The following is a 25450-nucleotide window of genomic DNA, read 5'->3' on the forward strand; positions in this document are numbered from 1 at the left end:
CCAGTCCACTCCTCGGGGCGTGCGGCGGTCAGACCTCAGGCGGGTCCGTCCGGAGGCGCTTGGCCTCCGGCTCGTCGGAGTGCGACGACGCGGCGTCCGTGAACCGTCCGCCGCCCACCACCGCGATGCGGCGCCCGAGCTCGTTGACCAGGTCCTCGTCCTCGGGCTCCAGCTCGTCGTCCGGCGCCGCCTCGACCATGATCTGGGAAGCCGGGCCGAGCAGGACCTCCGCCGTGGTGCCGTAGCCCTCGGCGTCCGCGGTCGGGATCTCGACGATGTCCGTCGTGCCGTTCTCGCCGAGCGCAGCGGCGTAGGCGAGCACCGCCTCGGCGATCGCGTCGCCGGTCATCACTCGGTTCTCTCCGTAGACCACGTACTTCATCGGTCCAGTCAACGCTGCATCCTCGGTGGGCACTCAGCTCGGACGGGCCTCGGGGGACGCGCTGCTCCTCCGCCACGCCGGGACTGCGCGGCTGCGGAGATCGGCTCTTCCCAGTTCTGGGGACTGGTCAGGGCAGCACGCACCCGGTGGACTGGACCCATGCGATCGTTCCACCCCCTCGACACGTCAGCGCTGCTCCGGGTCGAGATCGTCGACGCGATGATCCGTGTGCTCCGTGCGAACGCCCTGCACGAGGTGTCGTACGAGCACGTGGCCACCGAGGCGTCGCAGCCGCTCGACGTCGTCACCGAGGTGTTCCCGACCTGGGACGGACTCCTGCTCGCCACCATCGACCAGTGGAACGACCAGCGGACCACCGCGCTGCTGCCGATCGCCGAGCGCAGCGGCACGATCGTGTTCCTCCGCGCCATCGTCCGCGCGAACGTCGCCGACCCGTCGCTCATGCGCTTCCTGACCTCGACGCTCAACATCGCCGCGACGCCGCACCACCCGCTCGCACCGATGCTCCACCTGCGCTGGCGTCGCTTCCACGGGTTCGTGCTGGCGGCCCTGCAGCGGGACGTCGAGCTCGGCCGGGAGCCGCGCACCATGGAGCCGGCTCGTGGCGCCGAGCAGCTCCTCGCGACGTACGAGGGGCTGCAGCTGCAGTCGATGGTGCGGCCGGAGATGGACCTGCTCGAGTCGTTCGACCGCGCGGTCACCCGACTCCGCGAGGGCTGGTCGCGCGAGTACGTGCCGCCGGTGTGGGACCTCGAGACGGCCTGACCGGACTTCCGAGCGCGGCGGCCGACAGCCGTCGGCCGCCGCGTACCGGTCAGTTGTTGAAGCGGAACTCCACCACGTCGCCGTCCTGCATGACGTAGTCCTTGCCCTCGATGCGGGCCTTGCCGTGCGCACGGGCCTCCGCGATCGAGCCCGCCGCCATGAGGTCCTCGAACGAGATGACCTCGGCCTTGATGAAGCCCTTCTCGAAGTCGGTGTGGATCACGCCGGCAGCCTGGGGAGCCTTCCACCCCTTGCCGATCGTCCACGCCCGGGCTTCCTTCGGCCCGGCGGTCAGGTAGGTCTGCAGCCCGAGGGTGTCGAACCCGATGCGGGCGAGCTGGTCGAGGCCGGACTCGGTCTGCCCGGTCGACTCGAGCAGTTCGGCGGCGTCCTCGGGGTCGAGCTCGATGAGCTCCGACTCGACCTGGGCGTCGAGGAACACGGCTTGCGCCGGTGCCACGAGCGCGGCCAGCTCGGCCTTGCGGGACTCGTCGGTCAGGATCGCCTCGTCGACGTTGAAGACGAAGATGAACGGCTTGGCCGACAGGAGGCCGAGCTCGGCGATCGGCGCGAGGTCGATCGAGGTCGCGGAGAGCAGCGTGCCCTGCTCGAGCGCCGCCCTCGCCTCGTTCGCGGTCTCGAGCACGATCGGCTCGGCCTGCTTGAGCTTCACGGTCTTCTCGTACCGGGGCAGCGCCTTCTCGATGGTCTCGAGGTCCGCGAGGATGAGCTCGGTGTTGATGACCTCGAGGTCGTCCTTCGGCGAGACCTTGTTCGCCACGTGCACGACGTCGTCGTCGGTGAAGCCACGGACGACCTGCGCGATGGCGTCGGCCTCGCGGATGTTCGCGAGGAACTTGTTGCCGAGGCCCTCGCCCTCGCTCGCACCCTTCACGATGCCGGCGATGTCGACGAACGACACGGGCGCGGGCACGGTCTTCTCGGAGCTGAAGAGCGTCGCGAGCTGGTCGAGCCGCGGGTCGGGCAGGTTCACCACGCCGACGTTCGGCTCGATCGTCGCGAACGGGTAGTTCGCGGCGAGGACCTGGTTCTTGGTCAGGGCGTTGAACAGGGTCGACTTGCCGACGTTCGGGAGACCGACGATTCCGATGGTGAGAGCCACGGGAGCACAGCCTACCGGCGGCGGCCCGCCGGAGCCGACCCGGTCCTCCAGGCCGGTGCCGTCAGGACGGCCAGATGCCGGACAGGAAGCTCACGAACGTGAGCAGCAGGCCGTGCGCGATCCCGAGCACGATGCCGGCGACCAGCACCGCGGTCACGAGCAGGGTGGTCCCGAGACCGATCCCACGCCGCACCGTGTGCGGCCGCGCGTCCACGCGGTGTGCGCCCGCCAACAGCTCGTCCAGGTCCCGCGGCTCCCCCATGCGCCGACTGTACGTCGCGGCGGGTCAGGACACCAGCGCTCCGATGCGCTCGTCGACCAGGGCGAGCACCTCGGCCTGGAGGCGCTGGGAACCGCGCCAGTCACCGCGCACCTCGAGCGCGTGGTCCGCACCGTCCACCGTGTGCAGTCCGGCGCGTGTCGTCCCGACCGCGGAGGGCAGCCACATCGGGTCGGCGGAGCCGCCGACGGCGAGCGAACCGGTGCCCGCCGCGGCGAGCGCGGCGACGACGGCCGGATCGGTGAGGACCGGCGTGAGCCAGACCCCGTCGACGTCGTGGCGGACCGCCCAGGGCAGGGCGGAGCAGCCGAACGACTTCGCGACGACGAGGTCCGGGCGGCGGCCGTCGAGTGCGCCTGCCACCTGGCGCTCGACGAAGGCCACCGGGTCGTCCTTCGCTGCGGCGTCGACCGTCCACGCCGGCGCGACGACCTCGACGCCGTGCTGCGCGGCGATCGCGCGCGTCCACCAGAGCAGGGGCGCCTGCTGCCCGTACCCGGCACCGAGCAGGACGAGGACGAGCGGGGTCGTGGTGGCGGTGGCGGTCACGCCTCGGACGCTACCGCGCCGGGCCGCAACGCCGAGGCCGCGCGCGGGTGATGTCGGAACCCCGTGCGACCATCGAGGGCGTGCCGTTGAACTTCACCGCGATCGACTTCGAGACCGCGAACAGCTCCCCCGCGAGCGCCTGCTCCGTCGGACTCGTCAAGGTCCGCGGCGGCCGCGTGGTCGAGCGGGCCTCCTGGTTCATCCAGCCACCGCTGGGCCACGACGCGTTCCTCGAGTGGAACACCCGCATCCACGGCATCGTCGCGACGGACGTGGTCGGGGCGAAGGGGTGGGCCGAGCAGTACCGGGACATCGTGGCGTTCGCCGAGGGGGACGTCCTGGTCGCGCACAACGCCCGGTTCGACATGGGTGTGATCGCTGGCGGCTGCTCGGCGACCGGCACGGAACTGGCGGAGCACCACTCGCTGTGCTCGCTCCAGGTGGCGCGCAAGACCTACACGCTCGACTCCTACCGACTCCCGATGGCGGCCCGCGCGGCCGGGTACGAGGGCTTCCAGCACCACGACGCCGCTGCCGACGCCGAGGCCTGCGCCGCGATCGTGGTGCACGCAGCGGCGCAGCACGGGTGCGACACGGTCGAGGCACTCGGTGCGGCGACCCGGGTGCACATCGCGCCGGTGCGACCGCGGACGGAGCAGCCCCGCGCGGCAGCCCAGCCGCGGCTGTCGAACCGTCCGATGATCTTCGCCGACTGACGATCCCGGGGGGCCGGGCCGCGCGGAGTCCGGTGCTATTGTCACGACATAGCCGTGGGGTGCCGTCGCCGGTGCCCTCCCCACCCGGAGGACCGCGATGACCAACGAGGGCCAGCTGCCGTCCGACTTCTCCACGGACCTGGACCGCTCCGGGCCGGTGCCGCTGTACTTCCAGGTCGCATCGCGGCTCGAGGAGGCGATCCGCTCCGGCGCGATGCCGCCCGGCGCACGGCTCGAGAACGAGATCGCCCTCGGCGAGCGACTCGGGCTCTCGCGCCCGACGATCCGCCGAGCCATCCAGGACCTGGTCGACAAGGGGCTGCTCGTCCGTCGTCGAGGGATCGGCACGCAGGTCGTGCACGGCCCCGTGACGCGCAAGGTGGAGCTGACGAGCCTGTACGACGACCTCGCGCAGGGCTCGCAGGCACCGGCGACCACGCTGCTCGAGCGCACGGACCTGCCGGCGAGCGACGTCGTCGCCGAGGCCCTCGGCACCGCCCCGGGCACGCCGGTCGTCCACATCCGCCGCGTCCGCTTCGCCGAGGACGTCCCGATGGCGATCCTCGAGAACTTCCTGCCGCCCGAGTTCACGGCGATCACCGACGAGGACCTGCGGACGCACGGGCTGTACCAGCTGCTCCGCGGCCGGGGTGTCACGATGCGGGTCGCGAAGCAACGGATCGGGGCACGGGCGGCCACCGACGACGAGGCCTCGCTGCTCGAGATCGAGGACGGTGACCCGGTCCTGACGATGAGCCGCACGGCGTACGACGCGTCGGGCCGGGCGGTGGAGTACGGGGTGCACTGCTACCGCCCGGACCGCTACTCGTTCGAGGTCACCCTCGTCGACAAGTAGGCCGGCGGACCCGCTGCCTCAGCCGGCGGAGGGGACGCCGAGCTCGCCGGTCACGTACTGGGCGCGGCCGAACCCGAACGACCAGTCCTGCGGGCCGTTCTCGACGTAGCCGATGAAGACGTCCTCGCTCGCGACGCCGACCTCGGCGAGCCGGTCGTGCACGGCGCGGTAGAGACCCTGCTTCGCCTCGTCGCTCCGACCACCCTGGGTGAAGACCTGGACCATGACGACGCCCTCGGTCCGCTCGAAGCCGAGACCGGCGTCCTGCGCGATGATCTGCTGCGCCGGGTGCTCGGTGATCACCTGGAACCGGTCGCGCTCGGGGATGCCGTACTCGGCGACGATGGCGGTGTGGATCGCGTCGGCGACGGCACGCACCTGCTCCGGGGTGCGACCGGTGACGAGATCGATGCGGACGAGCGGCATGGTGCCTCCTGGGGGTGCGTGGGGGTGGCGGTGCGCCGTCGCGGACGGGAGGCGCGGTGCCAGCATGCACCGCGCCTCCCGTCCGGTACACGGCCCGTCTCCAGCACCGGTGCCGGCACCTCCGTCGCCGGGCGCCCGCCGCCGGGCGCCGCCGTCGGGCGCCGCCGTCGGGCGTCCTTCGTCAGGGTGCGTCCTCAGGCGTCAGGCGTCGTCTCGTAGAACGCGGGCTTCGCGGTGGCGTAGGTCACGTGCTCGAGGGCGCCGGTCTGCTGCGCCCGCACGGCGACCTCGGCGACGACCGACGCCGTGTAGCCGTCCCAGGCGCTCGGCCCGTCGATGCCCCCGGTGCGGGCAGCGTCCACCCAGCGCTGGACCTCCTCGTCGTACGCGGCGCCGAAGCGCTCGACGAAGGACGGGGTGACGCCCTGGCCCGAGACACCGGCCGACACGACGTTCATCGTCGTCTCGCGCCCGATGTACGCGACGCCGGACTCGAACACGGCGTCGGTCGTCACCTGGTACCCGAACTGCGCGTTGACGTTGATCTCGACGATCGCCATGGTGCCCGACGCGGTGGTGAACAGCACGAACTGCGGCTCCGGCAGGTCGACCGGTCCGAGCGAGTTCCTGCGGGGCTTCTTCACCTCGACCGCGACGATCGGCTCGCCCGTGAGGAACGGGATGATGTCGATCTCGTGGATGACCGAGTCGTGGATGAGCATCGACTCGCTGAAGTTCGGCGGCGTCGTCGGGTTGCGGTGCGCGTGGTGCAGGGCGAGCAGCGCGCCGTTCGTGCCGGACTCGCGGAGTGCCCGGAGCTCCTGGTACCCCTTGTCGAAGCGACGCATGAAGCCGACCTGGATCCGCGGGCGGTCGGACCTCGCCTGCTCGAGCTCGACGATGCGCAGGGAGTCCTCCGCGCTCGTGGTGAGGGGTTTCTCGCACAGGACGGCGAGACCGCGCTCGATCGCCGGCACGAGGACGGGCTCGTGCAGGAACCCGGGCGTCGCGACGAGCACGGCATCGATCGGCGTCGCGTCGAGGGCGTCCTCGAACGACGCTGCGGTGAGCGCCCCCGGTGCCCGCTCGGCGGTGGCGGTGGCCCGGGCGGTGTCCGGGTCGACGACGGCGACGACGTCTGCGCCGGCGATCGTGGACGTGATGCGACGGACGTGGTCGCTGCCCATCGCGCCGGCTCCGACGACGGCGACGCGGAGGTTCTCGGTGGTGCTCACGGGGTTCTCCTGGGGGGTCAGCGGACGCGCGCCGAGGCGGTCGAGCCGAGGATGTGCTGGACGGTGCGCTCGGCGATCGGGCCGGGGGCGTCGACCGAGCAGCCGTACATGTCCTGCTCGACGATGCCGAAGACGTCCGGGTCGATCCGGGCGACGGCCTCGATGACCGGGGCGAGCTCGGGGGTGCCGCGCGGCGGCTCGGTCATGATGCCCTGCGCCACGGCCGTCGCGAAGGGCACGTCGTTCTTGAGCACGTCGAACAGCAGCTCGGTGTCGACCTGCTTGAGGTGGAGGTAGCCGATGCGCTCCGGGTGTTCGGCGATCATGCGGAGGTTGTCGCCGCCGTAGTAGGCGAAGTGCCCGGTGTCCAGGCACAGGTTCGTGTACCGCGGGTCGGTCTCCTCGAGGAAGCGCACGGTCTCGCGGTACGTGCCGACGTGGCTGTCGGCGTGCGTGTGGAACTGCTGGCGGACGCCGAACTCCTCGAGCAGCGCCTTGCCCAGCTGGTCGTGTCCCCTGCCGAGGCGCTCCCACTGCTCGTCGGTCAGGGTCCGCGACTCGAGCACCGCACCGGTCGCGTCCGAGCGCCAGAGGTCCGGGATCGTCACGAGGTGCCGGGCACCGAGCGCCGACGCGAGCCCGGCGACCGCGACCGCCTGGTCCCACGCCCGCTGGAACTGGTCGTCACCCTTGTGGAACCCGGTGAAGACCGTGCCGGCGGACAGCCGGAGGCCGCGGGACTCGAGCTCGTCGGACAGCTGCGCCGGATCGGTGGGCAGGTACCCGTACGGACCGAGCTCGATCCACGTGTAGCCGGCTGCTGCGGCCTCGTCGAGGAAGCGCTGCCACGGCACCTGGCCCGGGTCGTCCGGGAACCAGACGCCCCAGGAGTCGGGGGCGGTACCGATGCGGATCGCGGCGGGGGCGGCCGCTGCGTCGGTGGCAGCGGTGTCGGCGGTGTCGGTCATGACGTCGTCGTCCTTCGTGGGATGGGTTCGTTCAGCCGAGCAGGGGGCGCTGCGACGCGACCTGCTGCTCGTACTCGGCGCGGGCCTGCCGGGTGCTCGGCAGGGTCGAGGTCTCGGCGACGGGGACGTCCCACCAGCCGTCACCCTCGGGGGCGGGCGCGAGCGGGTCGGCGTGCACGTGCACCAGCGTGGTGTGGTCGTTCGCCTTGGCCTGCCGCACGGCCGCGGTCAGGTCGGCGATCACGTCCGGGCCGGGGCGGACCTCGATCACGTCGACGCCGTAGGAGCGCGCGTTCGCGGCGAGGTCGACGGGCAGCACCTCGTCGTTCTCGAACGACCCGGTGTCGTCCCGGTAGCGGTACTCCGTGCCGTAGCGCTCGGAACCGACGGTCTCGGACAGGCGGCCGATCGACGCGTAGCCGTCGTTCTGCACGAGCACGACGACGATCTTGATGCCCTCGGCGACCGCCGTCACCAGCTCGGTGTGCAGCATCAGGTACGAACCGTCGCCGACGAGGACGATCGCGTCGCGGTCCGGGGCGCCGCGTCGCACACCGATGCCGCCGGCGATCTCGTAGCCCATGCACGAGAAGGCGTACTCGACGTGGTACCCGAGCGGGTCGCGGACCCGCCAGAGCTTGTGCAGGTCGCCGGGCAGCGAGCCGGCCGCCTGGACCACGACGTCGCGCGGGTCCGTCGCCGCCCGGACCGCGCCGATGATCTCCGACTGGCCCGGGACCGCGCGTCCGGACGGCACGGACGCGGCGTCGACGACGGCGTCCCACTCCTGCTTCCGCGACGCGACCTCGGCGGCGTACCCGGCGGAGACGGCGTACGACGGGGCGTCCGACGAACCTGCCGTGAGCATCTCGGTCAGCGCGACCAGCGCCTCCCGGGCGTCCGCGACCAGCGGCAGCTGCGAGCCGTGCTTGTGGGCGTCGAACGCGGCGACGTTCACGTTGACGAAGGTCACGTCGGGGTCCTGGAACGCCGTCCGGGACGCCGTGGTGAAGTCGCTGTACCGCGTGCCGATGCCGATCACGACGTCGGCCCGTGCGGCGATCGCGTTCGCCGCAGCCGTCCCCGTCGCCCCGATGCCGCCGAGGTACTGCGGGTGGTCCCAGACGAGCGAGCCGCCGCCCGCCTGCGAGGTGCCGACGGGGATGCCCGTCGTCTCGACGAAGGCCGCGAGTTCGTCCTCGGCACCCGAGTAGAGCACGCCACCACCGGCCACGACCACGGGACGCTCGGCGCTCCGGATCGCCTCGACCGCACGGGCCAGCGGTCCGCGTTCCGGCAGCGGACGCCGGACGTGCCACTCGCGCGGTTGCAGGAACGTCACCGGCACGTCGAGCGCTTCGGCCTGGACGTCCTCGGGCAGGGCGATCGTCACGGCGCCGGTCTCGGCCGGGTCGGTGAGCACCCGCATCGCGGCGAGCGCGATCGGGAACAGCTGCTCGGGCCGTTCGACGCGGTCGAAGAACCGCGACAGCGGCCGGAACGCGTCCGTCACCTGCAGCGACGGGTCGTGGGGCATCTCGATCTGCTGCAGCACCGGATCGGTCCTGCGGGTGGCGAAGGTGTCCGACGGCAGCAGGAGCGCGGGCAGCCGGTTCGTCGTCGCGAGCGCGGCGCCGGTGAGCATGTTCGCCGCGCCGGGGCCGACCGAGGCCGTCGACGCGAAGGTCGCCCGGCGGCGGTGCATCCGGGCGAACCCGACGGCCTGGTGCACCATCGCCTGCTCGTTGCGGGCCTGGTGGTACGGCAGCAGGCCGGGCTGGTCGACGTGGAGCTGCTTGATCGCCTGCCCGAGACCGGCGACGTTGCCGTGCCCGAAGATGCCGAAGATCCCCGGGATCGTGCGCTCGCGGTGATCACCGTCGACGGTCCACTGGTTCGCCAGGAACGCGACGAGCGCCTGACCGACGGTCATCCGACGGGTCTGCTCCGGGCCGGCGTGCTGGCTCATCGGGAGGGCTCCTTCTCGTAGGGCAGTCGCGGGTCGATCGGTTCCGAGGTCCACGTCTGCCGGACCCACCCGTGGGCGGGGTCGTCGGTGATGTTCCAGACGCGCTCCGGGTCCGGTCCGGCCATGACGTTGAGGTAGTACATGTCGTAGCCCGGTGCCGCGACGGCCGGTCCGTGCCAGCCGTACGGCACGAGGGCGATGTCCCCGGTCCGCACCTGGCGGAACTCGTCGATGGGCCGGTCGTCCGAGGCGTACGTGCGGTGCAGGGCGAAGGGGTCGGCCTGCTCGGGAGCCTGCACACCACGGGCCACGGCGGCTTCGTAGTAGTAGATCTCCTCGAGGTCCGACTCCTCGCCCGGGCGGTTCGTGTCGTGCTTGTGCGGCGGGTACGACGACCAGTTGCCGGCCGGCGTGATCACCTCGCAGACGATGAACCGCACCGCGTCGAGGGCGGCCGGGGTCCCGAAGTTGTGCACCTGCCGGCTCGACTGCCCCGTGCCGCGGAGTTCCACGGGGACGTCGACGCGGGCGATGTACGTGCTCGGCCGGACCGTCGCCGTGGGCGCCTCGGCCACGGCGACACGACCGGAGCCGGTGATCGTCGCGGCGGTGCCGGACCCCAGGTAGAGGACGTCGGTCGGCCCCTCGAAGACGCCGGTGCGTCCCTCGAGCGCCTGCTCGGTGTCGTCGTACGCCACGGTGAAGCTGCCGGCGAGCGGGACGACGAGGCGCTCGACCGCGTCGGCCGGGAGGCGCAGCTCGCCCCCGTCCTGCAGGGCGCCGGTCCGCAGACCGGTGTGCGTCCACCCCTCGACGCGGCCGTCGACCACGTCGGTCCAGCCCGCCTCGGGGCGGGAGCCCGCCGGGATGAACCAGCGGTCGCGCTGCTGCTGTTCGTTCGCCATGCTGCGCGTCAGCCGTTCGACGGGAAGCCGAGGTCGACACCGCCGTGCACTGCCGGGTCGAGCCAGCGGGAGGTGATCGCCTTCTGCCTGGTGAAGAAGGCCACCCCGTCGGCGCCGTACGCCTTGTGGTCGCCGAACAGCGAGTTCTTCCAGCCGCCGAACGAGTAGTACGCCACCGGCACCGGGATCGGCACGTTGATGCCGATCATGCCGACCTGCACGTCGCGCTGGAATCGTCGAGCGGCTCCACCGTCGTTCGTGAAGATCGCGGTGCCGTTGCCGAAGGCGCCGGAGTTGATCAGCTCGAGCCCCTCGTCGTAGGACTGCACCCGAACGACCGAGAGCACCGGACCGAAGATCTCCTCGGTGTAGACGCGACTCGACGTCGGCACCCGGTCGATCAGCGTCGGGCCGAGCCAGAAGCCGTTCTCGTCGCCGTCGGGTCGCACGGTGCGGCCGTCCACCACGACCTCGGCTCCGTCCTGCTCGGCGACCTCGATGTACGAAGCGACCCTGTCGCGGTGCTGCTCGGTGACGAGCGGGCCCATGTCGCAGCCCCGACGTCCGTCGCCGACGCGCAGCGTCGCCGCGCGCTCGCTGATCTTCGCGATCAGCTCGTCGGCGACCGGCTCGACCGCCACCACCACCGAGATCGCCATGCAGCGCTCACCGGCCGAGCCGAAGCCCGCGTTGACCGCGTTGTCCGCGACGAGGTCGAGGTCCGCGTCCGGCAGCACCAGCATGTGGTTCTTCGCCCCGCCGAGCGCCTGGACGCGCTTGCCGTGCTTCGTGCCCGTCTCGGACACGTACCGGGCGATCGGCGTGGACCCGACGAACGAGATCGACTCGACGTCGGGGCTGGTGAGGAGCCCGTCGACCGCTGCCTTGTCGCCGTTGAGCACCGTGAACACGCCGTCGGGCAGACCGGCCTCCCGGAACTTCCGCGCGAGCCACATCGCGGCGGACGGGTCCTTCTCGCTGGGCTTGAGCACGACGGTGTTGCCGGCGGCGATCGCGATCGGCAGGAACCAGAGCGGCACCATCGCCGGGAAGTTGAAGGGCGAGATGATGCCCACGACGCCGAGCGGTTGACGGATCGAGTACACGTCGATGCCGGTCGACACCTGGTCCGAGAACTCGCCCTTCATCAGCGACGGGATGTTCGTCGCCAGCTCGACCACCTCCTGCCCGCGGGCGATCTCCCCCAGGGCGTCGTCGATGACCTTGCCGTGCTCGCTCGTGATGATCTCGGCGAGCTCGGCCTTGTCCCGGTTGAGGACCTCACGGAACGCGAACATGATCTGCTGGCGCTTCGCGAGCGACAGGTCCGACCACGCCGGGAACGCCGCCTTGGCACTCGCGATCGCCCGCTGGACCTCGGCCTCGTCGGCCAGGGCGACCCGCTTCGTCACGACGCCGAGCGCCGGGTCGTGGACCGGGGCGGTCCGACCGGAGGCCGAGGCGACGTGCTCGCCGTCGATCCAGTGCCCGACCGTCGTGCTGCCGGCGCTGGTCTCGGTGCTGGTGGTCATGCGGTGCTTCCTTCCGGGACCGACGGGTCCAGGGCGGCGGACGGGGCAGGCGAGTCGGCGCGACGGCGAGCCGGTGTGGAGCGATCGCCCCGTGCCTCCCGGCTGTGGACGAGGGCGGCGGCGACGTCGACGGCGGCGGCGACGTCGCCGTCCTGCGGGTAGAGCAGGGTGCGACCGACGACGAGCCCGCGGACGCCCGGCAGGGCGAGCGCGTCGTCCCAGGCGGCGTACGTCTCGTCCGGACTGCCCGACGGGTCGCCGCCGAGCAGCAGCGTCGGCAGGGTGGTCGCAGCCATCACGCGTGCCATGTCGTCGACGACCGGGACCTTGAGCCAGCTGTAGGCGCTCGACTCGCCCAGGCCGGCGGCGATCGCCATCGACCTGATGACGGCGTCGGCGCTCAGGTCGTTGACGACCCTGCCGCCCCGCCACGAGGACATGAACGGCTCGAGCATGATCGGCAGCTGCAGGGCCGCGGCCTCGGTCACCGCCCGCGCCGTCGCCTCGAGCGTCGAGGCGGTGCCGGGATCGTCGAGCGCGATCCGGACGAGCAGCTTCGCGACGTCGAGCCCGGCGTCCGTGATCGCCTGCGCCGAGTACGCGGTGTAGCGGTCGTCGAGCTCGAACGATGCTCCGCGCAGGCCGCCGCGGTTCATCGAGCCGACGACGACCTTGCCGTCGAGCGCCCCGAGGAGCGCCAGGTCCTCGAGGACGTCCGGCGTGCCGAGGACCCCGTCGACGCCCGGGCGGCCGAGGGCCACGACGAGCCGTCCGAGCAGGTCGTACCGGTCGGCCATCGCCGAGGCGTCGTCGCGGACCGCGAGCGCACCGCGCGCGGGGTGGTCCGCGGCGACGATGAGGAGCCTGCCGTCCTCGGCGAGCAGCGGACGGCGGATCCGGGTCCGCAGGACCTCCGCGACGCGTTCCGGTGACCCGGCGCGCAGGTCGCGCAACCGGGCGAAGTCGGCCGGGCTGACCTCAGGCACCGACGCCCTCCTCCGCGGTCGCCGGCGCGGGGTTCGTGCGCAGGAAGCCCTCGACCTCGTCGCTCGTCGGCATCGCGGTCGAGCACTCGAACCGGGTGGCGACGATCGCCCCGGCCGCGTTCGCGAAGGCGAGGGTGCGGTCGAGGCTCCAGCCCTGCAGCAGCCCGTGCACGAGTGCTCCGCCGAACCCGTCGCCGGACCCGAGGCCGTTGACGACGTCGACGGCGTGCGGTCGGTACGCGACGGTCTCGTCGCGGGTCTTCGCCAGCACGCCCCTCGGGCCCTGCTTCACGATCGCGAGCTCGACGCCGCGCTCGAGCAGGGCGTCGGCGGCGCGCAGGGGGTCGGTCTCCCCCACGGCGATCTCGCACTCCTCACGGTTGCCGACGGCGACGGTGGCGTGGTCGAGAGCGACGGCGACCTCGCGCGTCGCGGCCGCCGGCTCGGGCCAGAACACCGCTCGGTAGTCGAGGTCGAGCACGGTGTGCCGCCCGGTGGCGCCCGGCGCCCGCAGTGCCGCGCTCCGTGCCGCGGCGGCCGCGTCGTGCGCGCTGCGGCTCGGCTCCTCGCTGAGTCCCGTCACGGTCGTCCAGAACACCCGCGTCCGTTCGATCGCGTGCAGCGGCAGGGACTCCGACGTGATCATCAGGTCCGGCGCCTTCGGCGCGCGGTAGAAGTAGAGCGGGAAGTCGTCCGGCGGGAAGATCTCACAGAACGCCACGGGCGTGTTGAGGCCCTCGACCGGCTCGACGAAGTCGTTCGCGACGCCGAACTCGGGCAGGGTGCGGGCGATGTAGCGGCCGAAGGGGTCGTTGCCGGTGCGGGTGATCACCGCTGCGTCCGCGCCGTGCCGGGCGGCGGCGACGGCGACGTTGGTCGCGCTCCCACCGACGGACTTCGAGAAGGTGGTGACGTCCTCGAGCGGTCCGGTCTGCTGCGGGTAGACGTCGACACTGACGCGTCCCATCGTGATCACGTCGTGGACGTGCGGGGCTTCGTCGGTCATGCGACGCGGGACCTTCCGGGCGGCTTCATCGGCGGACGAGCACGACTGTACACGGACTTTGCGCTGATGTCAGTACATGGACCGGGCTGCTGTCGGGCGCCTCTCCGGCCCGGAGGCGCGTGTCGGTGGGACCTGCCAGGGTCACGACATGCAGATCCTCGCCCTGGTCATCGGCCTCGTCCTCGGTACGGCCGTCGGTGCCGTCGTCGCGTGGTCGCTCGCCCGCTCGCGCGCCGGGGTGGACGCGGCAGCCGCACGGGCGACGGCCGACGTGCTGCGTGCGCAGCTCGACTCGGTGCGCGCCGACGCCGAGGAGCGCCTCGACGCCCAGGACGCCCAGTACCGCCGGCAGGTCGACTCCCTCGAACGCCGTGCCGCCGAGCTCGAGCACCTCGTGCAGCGCATGCACGGCGCCGACGCGGCGCGGAACCAGGGCGAGTCGAAGGTGCTGTCGGCGCTGAGCCCGGTCGCGCAGACGCTCGACGTCATGCGCGCGAAGATCGCCGAACTCGAGCAGTCCCGCAGCGAGCAGTACGGTGCCCTCTCCGCGCAGCTGCGATCCGCCGCCGAGTCCGAGGAACGGCTCCGCGCGACGGCGGACACCCTCGCGAGCGCCCTGTCCTCGAACAGCACCCGCGGCGTGTGGGGCGAGACACAGCTCCGGAACGTCGTCGAGGCCGCGGGGCTCCTCGAACGCGTGGACTTCGACGTGCAGTCCTCCGTCACGACGACCGCGGGGACCGCCCGACCCGACATGGTCGTGCACCTGCCCGGCGGCAAGACGATCGCCGTCGACGCGAAGGTGCCGTTCAGCGCCTACCTGCAGGCGGCCGAGATCCCGGCGAGCGCGACGGGTGCCGAGGGTGCCCGGCGCGAGCAGCTCATCGCGCAGCACGTCAAGGCGCTCCGGGCGCACGTCGACGCCCTCGCCGCCCGCGAGTACTGGACGGGCTACGACGCGTCGCCCGAGTTGACGATCGCGTTCATCCCGTCCGAGTCGCTGGTCTCGAGCGCGCTGGCCGCCGACCCCGGACTGCTCGACCACGCCTTCCGCAAGCGCATCGCACTGGCGTCACCCGTCACGCTGTGGTCGGTGCTGAAGACGGTGGCGTTCTCGTGGCAGCAGGACGTCGTCACCGCCGAGGCACGCGAGCTCTTCCGGGTGTCCCGCGAGCTGTACGGCCGCCTGGCCACCATGGGCGGGCACGTCGACAAGCTCGGCCGGGCGATCCGGGGGTCCGTCGTCGACTACAACCGCTTCGTGGGGTCGCTCGAGCGCCAGGTGCTGCCGAGCGCCCGGCGGCTGTCGCTGCTCGACGAGTCGAAGGTGCTCGCCGACCCGGCGACGATCGACGACGAGCCGCGGCTGCTCACCGCGCCGGAGCTCGTCGGCGCCCTCGACGAGGACTGACCGCGCGGCGCCACGGCACGAGGCGCCACGGCGCGAGGTGCTCCGGCACGACGAGAAGCACCCCGAACCACGTGATCGCGTGGTTCGGGGTGCTTCTCGTCGTGCGAGCGGTCAGGCGTCCCGACGGCCGTCAGCGGCCGGGACGGATCAGAACCACTTCTCGGCGCGGTGGTCGGCCTGGATGCGGCGGATCGTGTTCGAGCGCGAGCGGAGCACGAGCGAGTCGGTGTGGATGACACCGCGCGACCGGCGGACGCCGTCCACGAGGACACCGTCGGTGACGCCCGTCGCGACGAAGAACGTGTTGTCGCCCGTCACGAGGTCGTCCTGGTCGAGGACCTTGTCCAGGTCGTGCCCGGCGTCGAGTGCCTTCTGGCGCTCCTCGTCGTCCTTGGGCTGGAGCTTGCCGAGGATCACGCCGCCGAGCGCCTTGATCGCGCACGCGGTGATGATGCCCTCGGGCGTACCGCCGACACCGACGCACATGTCGATCTTCGAACCGGGCAGTGCCGCCGAGATGCCACCGGCGACGTCGCCGTCGAGCAGCAGGCGCGTGCCGGCGCCCGTTGCGCGGATCGCGCGGATGAGCTCGTCGTGGCGCGGACGGTCGAGGACGGCGATCTGCATGTCCTCGATGTCCTTGTGCTTCGCCTTCGCGAGCGCGCGGATGTTCTCGCCGATCGGCTTCTCGAGGTCGAGGACGCCACGACCCTCGGGGCCCGCGGCGATCTTGTCCATGTAGAACACCGCCGACGGGTCGTACATCGAGCCGCGGTCGGAGACGGCCATCACGGAGATGGCGTTCTGCCGGCCGGCGGCGGTGAGCGAGGTGCCGTCGATCGGGTCGACCGCGATGTCGCAGGCCGGGCCGTGGCCGTTGCCGACGTGCTCGCCGTTGAAGAGCATCGGGGCGTCGTCCTTCTCGCCCTCGCCGATGACGACCACGCCGTCGAAGTTCACCGTGCCGAGGAACTTCCGCATCGCGTCGACGGCTGCGCCGTCCGCGAGGTTCTTCTCGCCCCGGCCGACCCACGGCTGCGCACGGATCGCGGCGGCCTCCGTCGCACGCACGAGCTCGAGCGCCAGGTTGCGGTCGGGCTGGAGGAACAGGGAGCCGGTCTCAGTCGTGGGAGTCACGACCAGAGCCTACCGACCGGGCTCCGGGGCGGCCGCACGGGTGCACGGACGTGCACGCTGTAACCCGTTGAGGAGCCCTGACTAGGCTCGGCGGGGAACCACCAGTCGAAGGAGATCGCAGTGCCCATCGCAACGCCGGAACAGTACGCCGAGATGCTCGAACGAGCGAAGGCCGGCAAGTTCGCCTACCCCGCGGTGAACGTGTCCTCCTCCCAGACGATCAACGCGGTCCTCCAGGGCCTGCAGGAGGCCGGCTCGGACGGCATCCTCCAGGTCACGACCGGTGGCGCCGACTACTTCGCCGGGCACACCGTGAAGAACCGCGCCGCCGGCGCCCTCGCGATGGCCCGCTTCGCCCACGAGGTCGCGAAGAACTACGACGTCACGGTCGCGCTGCACACGGACCACTGCCCGAAGGACGCCCTCGACGGCTTCGTCATGCCCCTCATCGCCGCGAGCGAGGAGGAGGTCCGCCAGGGCCGCAACCCGATCTTCCAGTCGCACATGTGGGACGGGTCGGCCGTGCCGCTCGACGAGAACATCGAGATCGCGCGCACGATGATCGAGAAGACGCGCAACATCAACGCGATCCTCGAGGTCGAGATCGGCGTCGTCGGCGGAGAAGAGGACGGCGTCCAGCACGAGGGCACCAACGACGCGCTCTACACGACCCCGAACGACGTCGAGAAGGTCGTCGACGCGCTCGGGCTCGGCGACCGGGGTCGCTGGATCGCCGCGCTCACGTTCGGCAACGTGCACGGCGTCTACAAGCCGGGCAACGTCAAGCTGCGCCCGGAGCTCCTCGGCGAGATCCAGGCCTCGGTCGCGCAGAAGCACGGCACCGGTGAGAACCCGCTCGACCTCGTCTTCCACGGCGGCTCCGGCTCGACCGACGACGAGATCCACGAGGCCGTGCGCAACGGTGTCATCAAGATGAACATCGACACGGACACGCAGTACGCGTTCACGCGCTCGATCGCCGACTCGATGTTCCGGAACTACGAGGGCGTGCTGAAGATCGACGGCGAGGTCGGCAACAAGAAGCAGTACGACCCGCGTGCCTGGGGCAAGGTCGCCGAGACCGCCATGGCGGCCCGCGTCGTCGAGGCGGCGAAGGTCCTCGGCTCGGCCGGCAACAGCAAGGGCTGATCGGCACCACCAGCCGGGAGGAACGGGGCGCGTCCGCAAGGACGCGCCCCGTTCCGCGTCCGGTCACCGCCACCGCCCGTGCCACGATGGGCGGGTGACCTCCGACGCCATCGCCTCCTCGTTCGCCCAGTACGTCACCGAGTCCCCCACCGCGTTCCACGCGGCCGCGGTCGCGCGGGACCAGCTCGTCGCAGCGGGGTTCACCGAGCTGTCGGAACTCGACGCCTGGCCGACCGAGGCGGGCGCCTACGTCGTCGTCCGCGACGGCGCGGTCATCGCCTGGCGTCTGCCGGAGTCGGCGACGCCCACCACCCCCTTCCGGATCCTCGGTGCCCACACCGACTCCCCCGGCTTCCGCATCAAGCCGAACCCGGCCGTGCGCGTGGGCGGGTGGGAGCAGCTCAACGTCGAGGTCTACGGCGGCGCGCTCCTGTCGACCTGGTTCGACCGCGACCTCCGCATCGCCGGACGTGTGGTCGACGCCGACGGATCGGTGCGGCTCGTGTCGACCGACGCGGTCGCGCGGATCCCGAACCTCGCGATCCACCTCGACCGCGGGGTGAACGACGGCAAGGAGATCGACCGGCAGCGCCACACCCTGCCGGTCGTCGGCACGGACGGCACCACCGGTGGCACCGACGTGCTCGGGTGGCTGCGCGGCCGGCTCGGGGAGGACGCGGTCTCGTGGGACCTCTTCCTCGCGGACACGCAGCCCCCGGCGCGCATCGGCATCGATCGGGAGTTCCTCGCGTCCGGCCGCATGGACAACCTGACGAGCGTGCACGCCGGGCTCCGCGGGGTCGTCGACGCGCCGACCGACGGCGACCACATCCCGGTGTTCGCGGCGTTCGACCACGAGGAGATCGGTTCCTCGACCCCGTCCGGTGCCGGGGGCCCGTTCCTCGAGGACGTGCTCGGCCGCGTGCAGGAGGGGCTCGGTGCCACCCGCTCCGAGGCCGCCCGGGCGTTCCGGGCGTCCTGGCTCCTGTCGAGCGACGCCGGACACCTCGTCCACCCGAACCAGCCGGAGAAGCACGACCCGACGAACCGTCCGCGTCCGGGAGCGGGCCCGCTCCTGAAGATCAGCGCGAACCAGCGTTACATGACCGAGGCGAAGGGCGAGGCCGTGTGGGCGACCGCCTGTGATGCCGCCGGCGTCTCCTGGCAGCCCTTCGTCAACGTGAACACCATCCCCGGTGGCTCGACCATCGGCCCGATCGCGGCGACGCGGCTCGGCATCCCGACGATCGACATCGGCGTCGGCCTGCTGTCGATGCACTCGGTCCGTGAGCTCGTGCACGTGGACGACCTCGCGGCACTGCACGGCGCCGTCGCCGCCTTCCTCGCCGGGTAGGCGGGTCACGGCCTGCCCGGCCGGACAGCGCCGGCTGGCCCGCTGGTCAGAGCGTCACGACCACCTTGCGCGCGGACACCCCTGCGCGCTGCCGGTCGATCGCGCCCTGCACCGCGCCCGGCCCGTGCCCGACGACGAGCGGCTCCGGCATCGGTCGGATCGAGCCGTCGGCGAGCCCCTCGGGCAGGACCCGGCCCCACAGCTCCGCGCCCAGGTCGTCGTCGCGCAGGCTGCTCCCCCACACGAACGCGGCCCGGATCCCCGCACGACGGGCACGCAGCGTGAGCGCCAGCGTGGCGAGTCCGAGGCGGGTGAACACCGGGAGCATCGCCGGGAAGAGTCGCCGACGGCCGGCGATCCGGTCGAGGGAGACCGGCGTGCTCGCCATCGCCAGCGCGGTGCCACCCGTCCGGCGGAGCACCTCGATGCACGCGGCCGTCGAGGTCGTCCCGAGCGCGACGGCACCGACGACGGGGCGTCCGGCGACGCCGGCGACGAGGTCGTCCACCGCCGTCGGCGAACCGTGGTCGACGACGACCTCGGCCCCGAGCGACCGGACGGTCGCGGCGTTCCGGGGCGACGCGGTGCTCACGACCGCGTACCCGGCGGCACGGGCGAGCTGCACCGCGTTCATCCCGACGCTCGTCGAACCACCCCAGACCACGACGACGCCGGAGCGGTCCGACGGCGCGTCGGCGGCCCCGGGGAGCGGGAGCCCGAGGTGCTTCGGCTGGAACAGCGCGCAGGCGGCGGTCGAGGCCCCGAGCGGCAGGACCGCGGCCTGTTCGAGGGGCACGTCGTCCGGCACCGCGGCGGTCAGGCGTTCGAGCAGCGCGGTGTGTTCCTGGAACGCGCCCTCGTGCACCGGGTCGCGGCCACGGTCGGTCCCGGTCGCGAGTCCGACGACGCGGTCGCCGACCGCGAAGCGGGTGACGCCGGAGCCGACGGCGACGACCTCGCCGGCGACGTCCGAGCCGAGCACCGCCGGCGTCCGGAGCCAGCGGTAGGTCACCGGCCCCGTGCCCTGGATCACCCAGTCCACGGGGTTGACGGCAGCGGCGCGGACGCGCACGACCACCTCGTCCTCGGCGGGGACGGGGACCGGTACCCGGTCGACGACGAGTGCGCCCCGGGGTTCACGGAGCAGAGCGGCGGAGTTGTCGGGCACGGCGGGCCTTTCGTCACGAGCGATGACACCTGGTGTCGTCACTCTACCCGCCCTCGGCACCGAGTGTCATCACTAGGGTGTCCCCATGGCGAGATGGGCACCGGACACCCGTGAGCGACTGCGGACGGCCGCGATGGAGCTCTTCGCGGAACGCGGCTTCCATGCGACGACGGTCCCCGACATCGTCGCGCGGGCGGGCGTCACCCGGCGCACGTTCTTCCGCCACTTCAGCGACAAGCGCGAGGTCTTCTTCGGCGATGACGAGATCCCCGCGATCGCGACCCGGATGATCGAGACCGCGCCGGCCGAGGAGGCACCGATGCGCGTGGTCCTCGACGGGCTCCGACGGCTCGCGGCCGAGCGGTTCGACCCCCGCCGCGACCAGGTGCTCGCCGCACGACGGATCATCAGCGAGGAGCCCGACCTGCGGGAGCGGGACCTGCGGAAGCAGGAGGACCTGCGGGCGGCGGTCCGGGACGGCTTCCGTCGCCGCGGCGAGGACGACCGGACCGCCCGCTCCGTCGCCGGGCTCACGGTCCTCGTCCTGCAGACCGCGCTCGAGACGTGGCTCGAGGACGCGGACGGAACACCGCTGCAGGACCACATCGACGCCACGGTCGACCGGGTCACCGGACTGCTCGACACCGGTCGCTGACGGGCGCACGGCCCGCACACGACAGGAGGGCCCGAGGGTCAGGCCCCGGACTGCTGCATCAGCACCTGCACGAAGCCCGGGTCCTGGAACATCACCACGGCGAAGGCGACCAGGCTGACGAGCGACGCCACGGCCCCGCCGAGCAGCGGGACCCAGAACGTCCACCTCCGAGCGGCCAGCCGACGCAGGGACCACCACGCGACGAGGGCGAACACGACCACGTTGCCGATGGCTCCGACGGCAGCGGCGGTCGACAGCGCCGTGGGGTCGGAGAGCTCCAGGCCCTGCTGTTCGAACGCCCTGCGCACGGCGGAGGCGACGTCGCTCACGGCGAGCGACTGCACGACCGACAGCAGACCGAACGCCAACAGGGCGACCGTCACCACGAAGTCGAACTGCGACGCCCCGAAGCGGCTCGAGAGCGTCGGCCGCTCCTGACCGGCCGCGGCACCCCGCGACGGCCCGGCGCCGGTGCCACCGGGCGTGCGGCGGTCCGTCGGACGGGTCGTGCGTGCCGTGCCACGGTCGGTCGGCCCCTGGGTCGCCGCGCGGGCACGGTCGTCGGCCTCGCGCCGCTGCCGGTCGCGCCGTTCCTGCTCGACCAGGACCGGGTTCACCCAGCCCTCCGGCGCGTACTCGCCGTACTCGGGAGCGGGCGTGCCGTGGACCCGGCCGTCCCGTCGACCGGAGGCCGGTGCGGCGGAGGCGGGACGGGCCTCCAGGCCGAGGGCGGTCTCGTCCACATGCCCCGGTTCACGGGCCGGTGCCGACGACCAGTCGCCGCGGAGGCCGCTCACGAGCGACGCCCGCCGAGGGCGCGGGTGGGGTTGCCCGCGGCGTCCGTGCGGAGCTCCTTGGGGAGCGAGAACATGAGGTCCTCGTGCGCCGTCACGACCTCTTCCACGGTGCCGTAGCCGGCGTCCGCGAGCTGCTCGAGCACCTCGGTGACGAGTTCCTCGGGCACCGAGGCACCGCTGGTCACACCCACCGTGCGGACACCGTCGAGCCAGTCCTGGCGGATCTCCTCGGCGTAGTCGACCCGGTGGGCGGACGCCGCACCGTACTCGAGGGCGACGTCGACGAGGCGCACGCTGTTCGAGGAGTTCGCCGAACCGACGACGATGACGAGGTCGGCGTCGGGCGCCACCTTCTTCACCGCGACCTGGCGGTTCTGCGTGGCGTAGCAGATGTCGTCCGACGGCGGGTTCTCGATGGACGGGAACCGCTCACGGAGCAGGCGGACGGTCTCCATCGTCTCGTCGACGCTCAGGGTGGTCTGCGACAGCCAGACGAGGTTGTCGGGGTCGGGCACCTCGAGCGCGGCGACGTCCTCGGGTCCGTTGACCAGGATCGTGCGCTCGGGCGCGTGGCCCATGGTGCCCTCGACCTCCTCGTGACCGGCGTGGCCGATCAGGACGATCGTGCGGTCCGCCTTCGCGAAGCGGGTGGCCTCGCGGTGGACCTTGGTGACGAGGGGGCAGGTCGCGTCGATCGCGTGCAGGTCGCGTTCTGCGGCACCGGCCACGACGGCGGGTGCGACGCCGTGCGCGCTGAAGACGACGTGTGCGCCGCGCGGGACCTCGGCGACGTCGTCGACGAACACCGCGCCGCGCTGCTCGAGCGTGGAGACGACGTGGACGTTGTGGACGATCTGCTTCCGCACGTAGACCGGCTCGCCGTACTGCTCGAGCGCCTTCTCGACGGCGACCACGGCACGGTCGACACCCGCGCAGTACCCGCGGGGCGCGGCGAGCAGGACCTTCTTCGTGCCGGCGACCGGCTCGTCCCGCAGCCGACCACGCGCTGCGTGCACCCGCGGCGGGGCGAGCGGGACCGTGCGGCCGTTGGTGATCGTCACGTCCCCGATGATAGGTGCCGGGCACGCGCGGGGCCTGGGTGCGTCCGGGGCCGAGCCGGGCCGTGACGACGTGGTGGAGCACCGGCGTGCGGCGCCGCGGGCCGGCGCTGTCGCCGGGATGCGGCACGATGGTGGGCATGGCGATCGAACAGGGCCCGCCGACGGCCGACAACCCGTGGCCCGTCGCCCTGCTCGGGGCGAAGCTCCGCGACTGGATCGACCGACTCGGCACCGCCTGGGTCGAGGGCGAGATCACGCAGTGGAACGTCGCCGGCGGCAACGTCTACGGCAAGCTCAAGGACGTCGAGGTCGACGCGACCGTGTCCTTCTCGATCTGGTCGAGCGTGCGTTCCCGGGTGCCCGCGGACCTGGGGCAGGGCGCTCGCGTCGTCGCCGCGGTGAAGCCGAACTACTGGGTCAAGGGCGGCTCGCTCACCATGCAGGTGGTCGAGATGAAGCACGTCGGCCTCGGTGACCTGCTCGAGCGGCTCGAACGGCTCCGGCGCACCCTGGCGGCGGAGGGCCTGTTCGACCCGTCCCGCAAGAAGCGTCTGCCGTTCCTGCCGCACCGGATCGGCCTGATCACCGGCAAGGACTCCGACGCCGAGAAGGACGTCAAGCGGAACGCGCAGCTCCGCTGGCCGCAGGTCGAGTTCCGCACGGTGCACACGGCGGTGCAGGGCGAGCGGGCCGTGGGCGAGGTCACGGCCGCGATCGTCGAGCTCGACGCCGACCCGACCGTCGACGTCATCATCGTCGCCCGGGGTGGCGGCGACTTCCAGAACCTGCTCGGCTTCAGCGACGAGGGACTCGTCCGGACCGCCGCTGCCGCCACCACCCCCATCGTCTCCGCCATCGGGCACGAGGCGGACCGTCCGATCCTCGACGAGGTCGCCGACCTGCGCGCCTCCACCCCCACGGACGCCGCGAAGCGCGTGGTGCCCGACGTGGCCGAGGAGCTCGCGAACGTCCGCCAGGCCCGGGCCCGGCTCGGGCTGCGGCTCTCGCACACCCTGTCGGTCGAGGCCGACCGGATCGCCGCCCTCCGGTCGCGCCCGGCGCTGGCGTCGACCGCCTGGCTCGTCGACACCCGGGCCGAGGAGGTCGCACGCGACCTGTCCCGTGCCCGTGAGCTGCTCGACCGACGCCTCGAGCGCTCGCACAGCGACGTCGGGCACCTGACCGGGCGGCTGCGCGCGCTCTCGCCCCGCGACACCCTGCGGCGCGGCTACGCCATCGTGCAGCGGAGTGACGGAGGGGTCGTGCGCGGCACCGAGGACCTCGACGGCGCGACGCCGGTCCACGTCACCCTCGGCGCGGGCACGGCGACGGGGACACTCGAGCCGGAGGGACCGGGGCCGGACGGTTCCGGGGCGTAGCCCGGTCTCCACGGGCTCCGTCGGCGGTGCACCGCCGACGGAGGGTGCTCGGTAGGATCGGCGTGTGTCATCCCAGCAGGAACCCGTGCCGTCCGACGTGCAGTCGCTGAGCTACGAGGCAGCGCGCGACGAACTCGTGCGCGTCGTCGGTGAGCTGGAGCAGGGGTCCGCGACGCTCGAGCGTTCGCTCGCGCTCTGGGAGCGTGGCGAAGCCCTCGCGGCCCGGTGCGAGGAGTGGCTCGTCGGTGCGCGCGCCCGGCTGGACGCCGCCCGTGCCGCGTCGGCCGGTGACGGCACCGCGGACACCGCAGGCGACCCGGACGGAGCAGCACGGTGACCGACCCCGACGGACGGCCGATCGTCGCCGAGCTCGGCCGCCCGGAGACCCCGGAGGAGACCTGGGCCCGCAAGGACGCCGCGCGACGCTCCCGCCGCGAGCACCAGACCGCCTTCAACCTCGTGCTGGCGCTCATCGCATCGCTGGGCATCGTGCTCTTCCTGGTCGCCGTCGTCGTGCGGCCGGACCAGACCGTCGACCGGTCCGTGGACTACCAGCAGGTCGCCGCCGGTGCCGACGTGCCCGGCGTGACGCTCGCGGCACCGGACCTGCCCGACGGTTTCACCTCGAACCGCGCCGACTTCCAGGACAAGACGTCGGACGGCGTGCGGGTCTGGACGGTCGGCCTCGTGACCCCGGACCGCCAGTACATCGGCCTCCAGCAGGGCATCGATGCGAACGCGTCGTGGGTGGCCAACCAGCTCGACCAGGAGCCCGCCACCGGTGACCGCACCATCGACGGCACGAAGTGGACGGTGTACGACCGTCGTGACGAGGGCAAGGACGCCGGGAACCACGCGTACTCGCTCGTGCACACCTTCGGCCGCGACACCATCGTCCTGTCCGGCACGGCCGACGACTCGTCGTTCACGACCGTCGCGAAGGCCGTCACCGAGCAGCTCGCGAACTGACCCCGCCCGACCGAACCCGAAGCACGAGGAAGACCATGCCCGACCGCGCCGCCTCCACCCCGTCCGACGCCCTCCGCCTGCTCGTCGAGGGCAACGCCCGCTTCGCCGCCGACAAGCGCCGCACCGGCCGGATCGACCCGGACCGCCGTGGCGAGCTCACGGGCTCGCAGGCGCCCTTCGCGACCGTGCTCGGCTGCTCCGACTCACGCGTGCCGTTCGAGCACGTCTTCGACGCGGGCATCGGTGACCTGTTCGCGATCCGCAACGCCGGTCAGATCGTCGACGACGTCGTGCTCGGCTCCATCGAGTTCGCGGTCGTCGCCCTCGGCACCCCGCTCGTCGTCGTCCTCCGCCACACCGCGTGCGGGGCCGTCGCCGCAGCGCGCTCGGGCGAGCCCGTGCCCGCGCCGCACCTGCAGTCGCTCGTCGACGCGATCGCTCCGAGCGTCGAGCGGGTCCGCGCGACCGACGCCGAGCTCCCGCAGGAGGCCGTCGGTGCCGCGCACCTCGAGGCCACGCTCCGCCAGGTGATCGAGCGGTCCGGTGTCGTCTCCGACGCGGTCGCCGACGGTAGGTTGGCCGTCGTCGGGGCGACCTACGACCTCTCCACGGGCGAGGTCGCCATCGACACCGTCGTGGGCCAGGCCTGAC

At 72.4% G+C, this 25450-nt stretch carries 27 protein-coding genes; 11 read left to right on the forward strand and 16 right to left on the reverse strand.

All coding sequences use genetic code 11. The features are described from left to right. Positions 1-28 precede the first annotated feature (28 nt). A complete protein-coding gene (locus Q9R28_RS09560; protein ID WP_144411241.1) occupies positions 29-394 on the reverse strand; it encodes a hypothetical protein in 366 nt (121 codons plus the stop codon). A gap of 147 nt (positions 395-541) precedes the next feature. Between Q9R28_RS09560 and Q9R28_RS09565 the strand changes: the two genes are divergently transcribed. Next, entirely contained in the window at positions 542-1168 is a 627-nt protein-coding gene (locus tag Q9R28_RS09565) for a TetR family transcriptional regulator C-terminal domain-containing protein (RefSeq protein ID WP_066652727.1), read from the forward strand. Positions 1169-1217: 49 nt separating this feature from the next. On the opposite strand, the gene ychF is transcribed toward Q9R28_RS09565, so the two are convergent. The 3 genes from ychF to Q9R28_RS09580 all read right to left on the reverse strand — a co-directional run bounded on the left by ychF (position 1218) and on the right by Q9R28_RS09580 (position 3120). Next, positions 1218-2291, reverse strand: a complete 1074-nt coding sequence (gene ychF / locus Q9R28_RS09570; protein WP_066652725.1) for a redox-regulated ATPase YchF — start codon at positions 2289-2291, stop codon at positions 1218-1220. 61 nt (positions 2292-2352) lie between these two features. After that, positions 2353-2553 (reverse strand): hypothetical protein, encoded by a 201-nt coding sequence (locus tag Q9R28_RS09575; protein ID WP_066652723.1) that lies wholly within the window; start codon positions 2551-2553, stop codon positions 2353-2355. A gap of 24 nt (positions 2554-2577) precedes the next feature. Next, positions 2578-3120, reverse strand: coding sequence for a hypothetical protein (locus Q9R28_RS09580; protein WP_311205963.1), 543 nt, complete (start codon positions 3118-3120; stop codon positions 2578-2580). A 50-nt stretch (positions 3121-3170) separates the two neighbouring features. On the opposite strand from Q9R28_RS09580, the gene Q9R28_RS09585 reads away from it, so the two are divergent. Both Q9R28_RS09585 and Q9R28_RS09590 read left to right on the forward strand, forming a co-directional pair. Continuing rightward, complete coding sequence (locus Q9R28_RS09585) at positions 3171-3836, forward strand: exonuclease domain-containing protein (protein WP_311205964.1); 666 nt, start codon at positions 3171-3173, stop codon at positions 3834-3836. Positions 3837-3933: 97 nt separating this feature from the next. Next, complete coding sequence (locus Q9R28_RS09590; protein WP_209683699.1) at positions 3934-4692, forward strand: GntR family transcriptional regulator; 759 nt, start codon at positions 3934-3936, stop codon at positions 4690-4692. An 18-nt stretch (positions 4693-4710) separates the two neighbouring features. Here Q9R28_RS09590 and Q9R28_RS09595 read toward each other — a convergent pair whose 3' ends face one another. From Q9R28_RS09595 to iolC, 8 genes are all read right to left on the reverse strand, one after another. Continuing rightward, the gene (locus Q9R28_RS09595; protein WP_066652713.1) at positions 4711-5118 is read right to left on the reverse strand and encodes a tautomerase family protein; all 408 of its coding nucleotides are present in this window, start codon (positions 5116-5118) and stop codon (positions 4711-4713) included. Positions 5119-5312: 194 nt separating this feature from the next. Further along, positions 5313-6353: a Gfo/Idh/MocA family protein gene (locus Q9R28_RS09600; protein WP_209683703.1), complete on the reverse strand. Its 1041-nt coding sequence runs from the start codon at positions 6351-6353 to the stop codon at positions 5313-5315. A gap of 17 nt (positions 6354-6370) precedes the next feature. Continuing rightward, the gene (locus Q9R28_RS09605) at positions 6371-7321 is read right to left on the reverse strand and encodes a sugar phosphate isomerase/epimerase (RefSeq protein ID WP_209683706.1); all 951 of its coding nucleotides are present in this window, start codon (positions 7319-7321) and stop codon (positions 6371-6373) included. 31 nt (positions 7322-7352) lie between these two features. Further along, positions 7353-9290: a 3D-(3,5/4)-trihydroxycyclohexane-1,2-dione acylhydrolase (decyclizing) gene (iolD, locus tag Q9R28_RS09610; protein ID WP_245171578.1), complete on the reverse strand. Its 1938-nt coding sequence runs from the start codon at positions 9288-9290 to the stop codon at positions 7353-7355. Then, positions 9287-10195, reverse strand: coding sequence for a 5-deoxy-glucuronate isomerase (iolB, locus tag Q9R28_RS09615; protein WP_066652709.1), 909 nt, complete (start codon positions 10193-10195; stop codon positions 9287-9289). Before iolB ends, iolD begins: the two co-directional genes overlap by 4 nt. An 8-nt stretch (positions 10196-10203) precedes the next feature. Continuing rightward, on the reverse strand, positions 10204-11727 hold the full coding sequence (locus Q9R28_RS09620; protein WP_066652707.1) for a CoA-acylating methylmalonate-semialdehyde dehydrogenase: 1524 nt from the start codon (positions 11725-11727) through the stop codon (positions 10204-10206). Next, positions 11724-12713, reverse strand: coding sequence for a deoxyribose-phosphate aldolase (locus Q9R28_RS09625; protein ID WP_311205965.1), 990 nt, complete (start codon positions 12711-12713; stop codon positions 11724-11726). Before Q9R28_RS09625 ends, Q9R28_RS09620 begins: the two co-directional genes overlap by 4 nt. Further along, the gene (gene iolC / locus Q9R28_RS09630) at positions 12706-13719 is read right to left on the reverse strand and encodes a 5-dehydro-2-deoxygluconokinase (protein WP_066652693.1); all 1014 of its coding nucleotides are present in this window, start codon (positions 13717-13719) and stop codon (positions 12706-12708) included. The genes Q9R28_RS09625 and iolC overlap by 8 nt, the downstream gene beginning before the upstream one ends. 148 nt (positions 13720-13867) lie before the next feature. Here iolC and rmuC point away from each other — a divergent pair, with 148 nt between their 5' ends. Further along, the gene (rmuC, locus tag Q9R28_RS09635) at positions 13868-15130 is read left to right on the forward strand and encodes a DNA recombination protein RmuC (protein WP_066657838.1); all 1263 of its coding nucleotides are present in this window, start codon (positions 13868-13870) and stop codon (positions 15128-15130) included. A gap of 147 nt (positions 15131-15277) precedes the next feature. On the opposite strand, the gene glpX is transcribed toward rmuC, so the two are convergent. Further along, on the reverse strand, positions 15278-16267 hold the full coding sequence (gene glpX / locus Q9R28_RS09640; protein ID WP_081984693.1) for a class II fructose-bisphosphatase: 990 nt from the start codon (positions 16265-16267) through the stop codon (positions 15278-15280). Positions 16268-16387: 120 nt separating this feature from the next. Between glpX and fbaA the strand changes: the two genes are divergently transcribed. Continuing rightward, the gene (gene fbaA / locus Q9R28_RS09645) at positions 16388-17416 is read left to right on the forward strand and encodes a class II fructose-bisphosphate aldolase (RefSeq protein WP_066652690.1); all 1029 of its coding nucleotides are present in this window, start codon (positions 16388-16390) and stop codon (positions 17414-17416) included. Positions 17417-17510: 94 nt separating this feature from the next. Continuing rightward, positions 17511-18770 carry a M18 family aminopeptidase gene (locus Q9R28_RS09650; RefSeq protein ID WP_251154687.1) on the forward strand — a complete coding sequence of 420 codons (1260 nt, stop codon included), beginning with the start codon at positions 17511-17513 and terminating at the stop codon, positions 18768-18770. Positions 18771-18816: 46 nt separating this feature from the next. On the opposite strand, the gene Q9R28_RS09655 is transcribed toward Q9R28_RS09650, so the two are convergent. Then, the gene (locus Q9R28_RS09655; RefSeq protein ID WP_311205966.1) at positions 18817-19938 is read right to left on the reverse strand and encodes a zinc-binding alcohol dehydrogenase family protein; all 1122 of its coding nucleotides are present in this window, start codon (positions 19936-19938) and stop codon (positions 18817-18819) included. 85 nt (positions 19939-20023) lie between these two features. On the opposite strand from Q9R28_RS09655, the gene Q9R28_RS09660 reads away from it, so the two are divergent. Further along, complete coding sequence (locus tag Q9R28_RS09660; RefSeq protein ID WP_311205967.1) at positions 20024-20593, forward strand: TetR family transcriptional regulator; 570 nt, start codon at positions 20024-20026, stop codon at positions 20591-20593. A 38-nt stretch (positions 20594-20631) separates the two neighbouring features. Here the strand turns inward: Q9R28_RS09660 and Q9R28_RS09665 are convergent, their stop codons facing one another. Beyond that, complete coding sequence (locus Q9R28_RS09665) at positions 20632-21336, reverse strand: DUF6264 family protein (protein WP_311205968.1); 705 nt, start codon at positions 21334-21336, stop codon at positions 20632-20634. A 50-nt stretch (positions 21337-21386) separates the two neighbouring features. Continuing rightward, positions 21387-22451, reverse strand: coding sequence for a 4-hydroxy-3-methylbut-2-enyl diphosphate reductase (locus Q9R28_RS09670; protein ID WP_081984691.1), 1065 nt, complete (start codon positions 22449-22451; stop codon positions 21387-21389). Between the two features lie 137 nt (positions 22452-22588). On the opposite strand from Q9R28_RS09670, the gene xseA reads away from it, so the two are divergent. The 4 genes from xseA (at position 22589) to Q9R28_RS09690 (ending at position 25449) form a co-directional block, all read left to right on the forward strand. Beyond that, positions 22589-23830 carry an exodeoxyribonuclease VII large subunit gene (gene xseA / locus Q9R28_RS09675; RefSeq protein ID WP_066652675.1) on the forward strand — a complete coding sequence of 414 codons (1242 nt, stop codon included), beginning with the start codon at positions 22589-22591 and terminating at the stop codon, positions 23828-23830. A gap of 64 nt (positions 23831-23894) precedes the next feature. Further along, the gene (locus tag Q9R28_RS09680) at positions 23895-24167 is read left to right on the forward strand and encodes an exodeoxyribonuclease VII small subunit (protein WP_066652672.1); all 273 of its coding nucleotides are present in this window, start codon (positions 23895-23897) and stop codon (positions 24165-24167) included. Next, entirely contained in the window at positions 24164-24799 is a 636-nt protein-coding gene (locus Q9R28_RS09685) for a DUF4245 domain-containing protein (protein ID WP_066652670.1), read from the forward strand. The genes Q9R28_RS09680 and Q9R28_RS09685 overlap by 4 nt, the downstream gene beginning before the upstream one ends. Positions 24800-24834: 35 nt before the next feature. Further along, positions 24835-25449 carry a carbonic anhydrase gene (locus Q9R28_RS09690; RefSeq protein ID WP_311205969.1) on the forward strand — a complete coding sequence of 205 codons (615 nt, stop codon included), beginning with the start codon at positions 24835-24837 and terminating at the stop codon, positions 25447-25449. Position 25450: the final 1 nt, after the last annotated feature.

Origin of the sequence: Curtobacterium sp. BRD11 (assembly GCF_031844345.1) — a bacterium.
GTDB lineage: Bacteria > Actinomycetota > Actinomycetes > Actinomycetales > Microbacteriaceae > Curtobacterium.

Bases quoted from the DNA above. Each gene is read 5' to 3' on its own strand.
- Q9R28_RS09565 (WP_066652727.1), top strand. From the start codon at position 542: ATGCGATCGTTCCACCCCCTCGACACGTCAGCGCTGCTCCGGGTCGAG.
- Q9R28_RS09575 (WP_066652723.1), bottom strand. From the start codon at position 2,553: ATGGGGGAGCCGCGGGACCTGGACGAGCTGTTGGCGGGCGCACACCGC.
- Q9R28_RS09585 (WP_311205964.1), top strand. From the start codon at position 3,171: ATGTCGGAACCCCGTGCGACCATCGAGGGCGTGCCGTTGAACTTCACC.
- Q9R28_RS09590 (WP_209683699.1), top strand. From the start codon at position 3,934: ATGACCAACGAGGGCCAGCTGCCGTCCGACTTCTCCACGGACCTGGAC.
- Q9R28_RS09595 (WP_066652713.1), bottom strand. From the start codon at position 5,118: ATGCCGCTCGTCCGCATCGATCTCGTCACCGGTCGCACCCCGGAGCAG.
- Q9R28_RS09605 (WP_209683706.1), bottom strand. From the start codon at position 7,321: ATGACCGACACCGCCGACACCGCTGCCACCGACGCAGCGGCCGCCCCC.
- iolD (WP_245171578.1), bottom strand. From the start codon at position 9,290: ATGAGCCAGCACGCCGGCCCGGAGCAGACCCGTCGGATGACCGTCGGT.
- iolB (WP_066652709.1), bottom strand. From the start codon at position 10,195: ATGGCGAACGAACAGCAGCAGCGCGACCGCTGGTTCATCCCGGCGGGC.
- Q9R28_RS09620 (WP_066652707.1), bottom strand. From the start codon at position 11,727: ATGACCACCAGCACCGAGACCAGCGCCGGCAGCACGACGGTCGGGCAC.
- iolC (WP_066652693.1), bottom strand. From the start codon at position 13,719: ATGACCGACGAAGCCCCGCACGTCCACGACGTGATCACGATGGGACGC.
- rmuC (WP_066657838.1), top strand. From the start codon at position 13,868: ATGCAGATCCTCGCCCTGGTCATCGGCCTCGTCCTCGGTACGGCCGTC.
- Q9R28_RS09660 (WP_311205967.1), top strand. From the start codon at position 20,024: ATGGCGAGATGGGCACCGGACACCCGTGAGCGACTGCGGACGGCCGCG.
- xseA (WP_066652675.1), top strand. From the start codon at position 22,589: ATGGCGATCGAACAGGGCCCGCCGACGGCCGACAACCCGTGGCCCGTC.
- Q9R28_RS09690 (WP_311205969.1), top strand. From the start codon at position 24,835: ATGCCCGACCGCGCCGCCTCCACCCCGTCCGACGCCCTCCGCCTGCTC.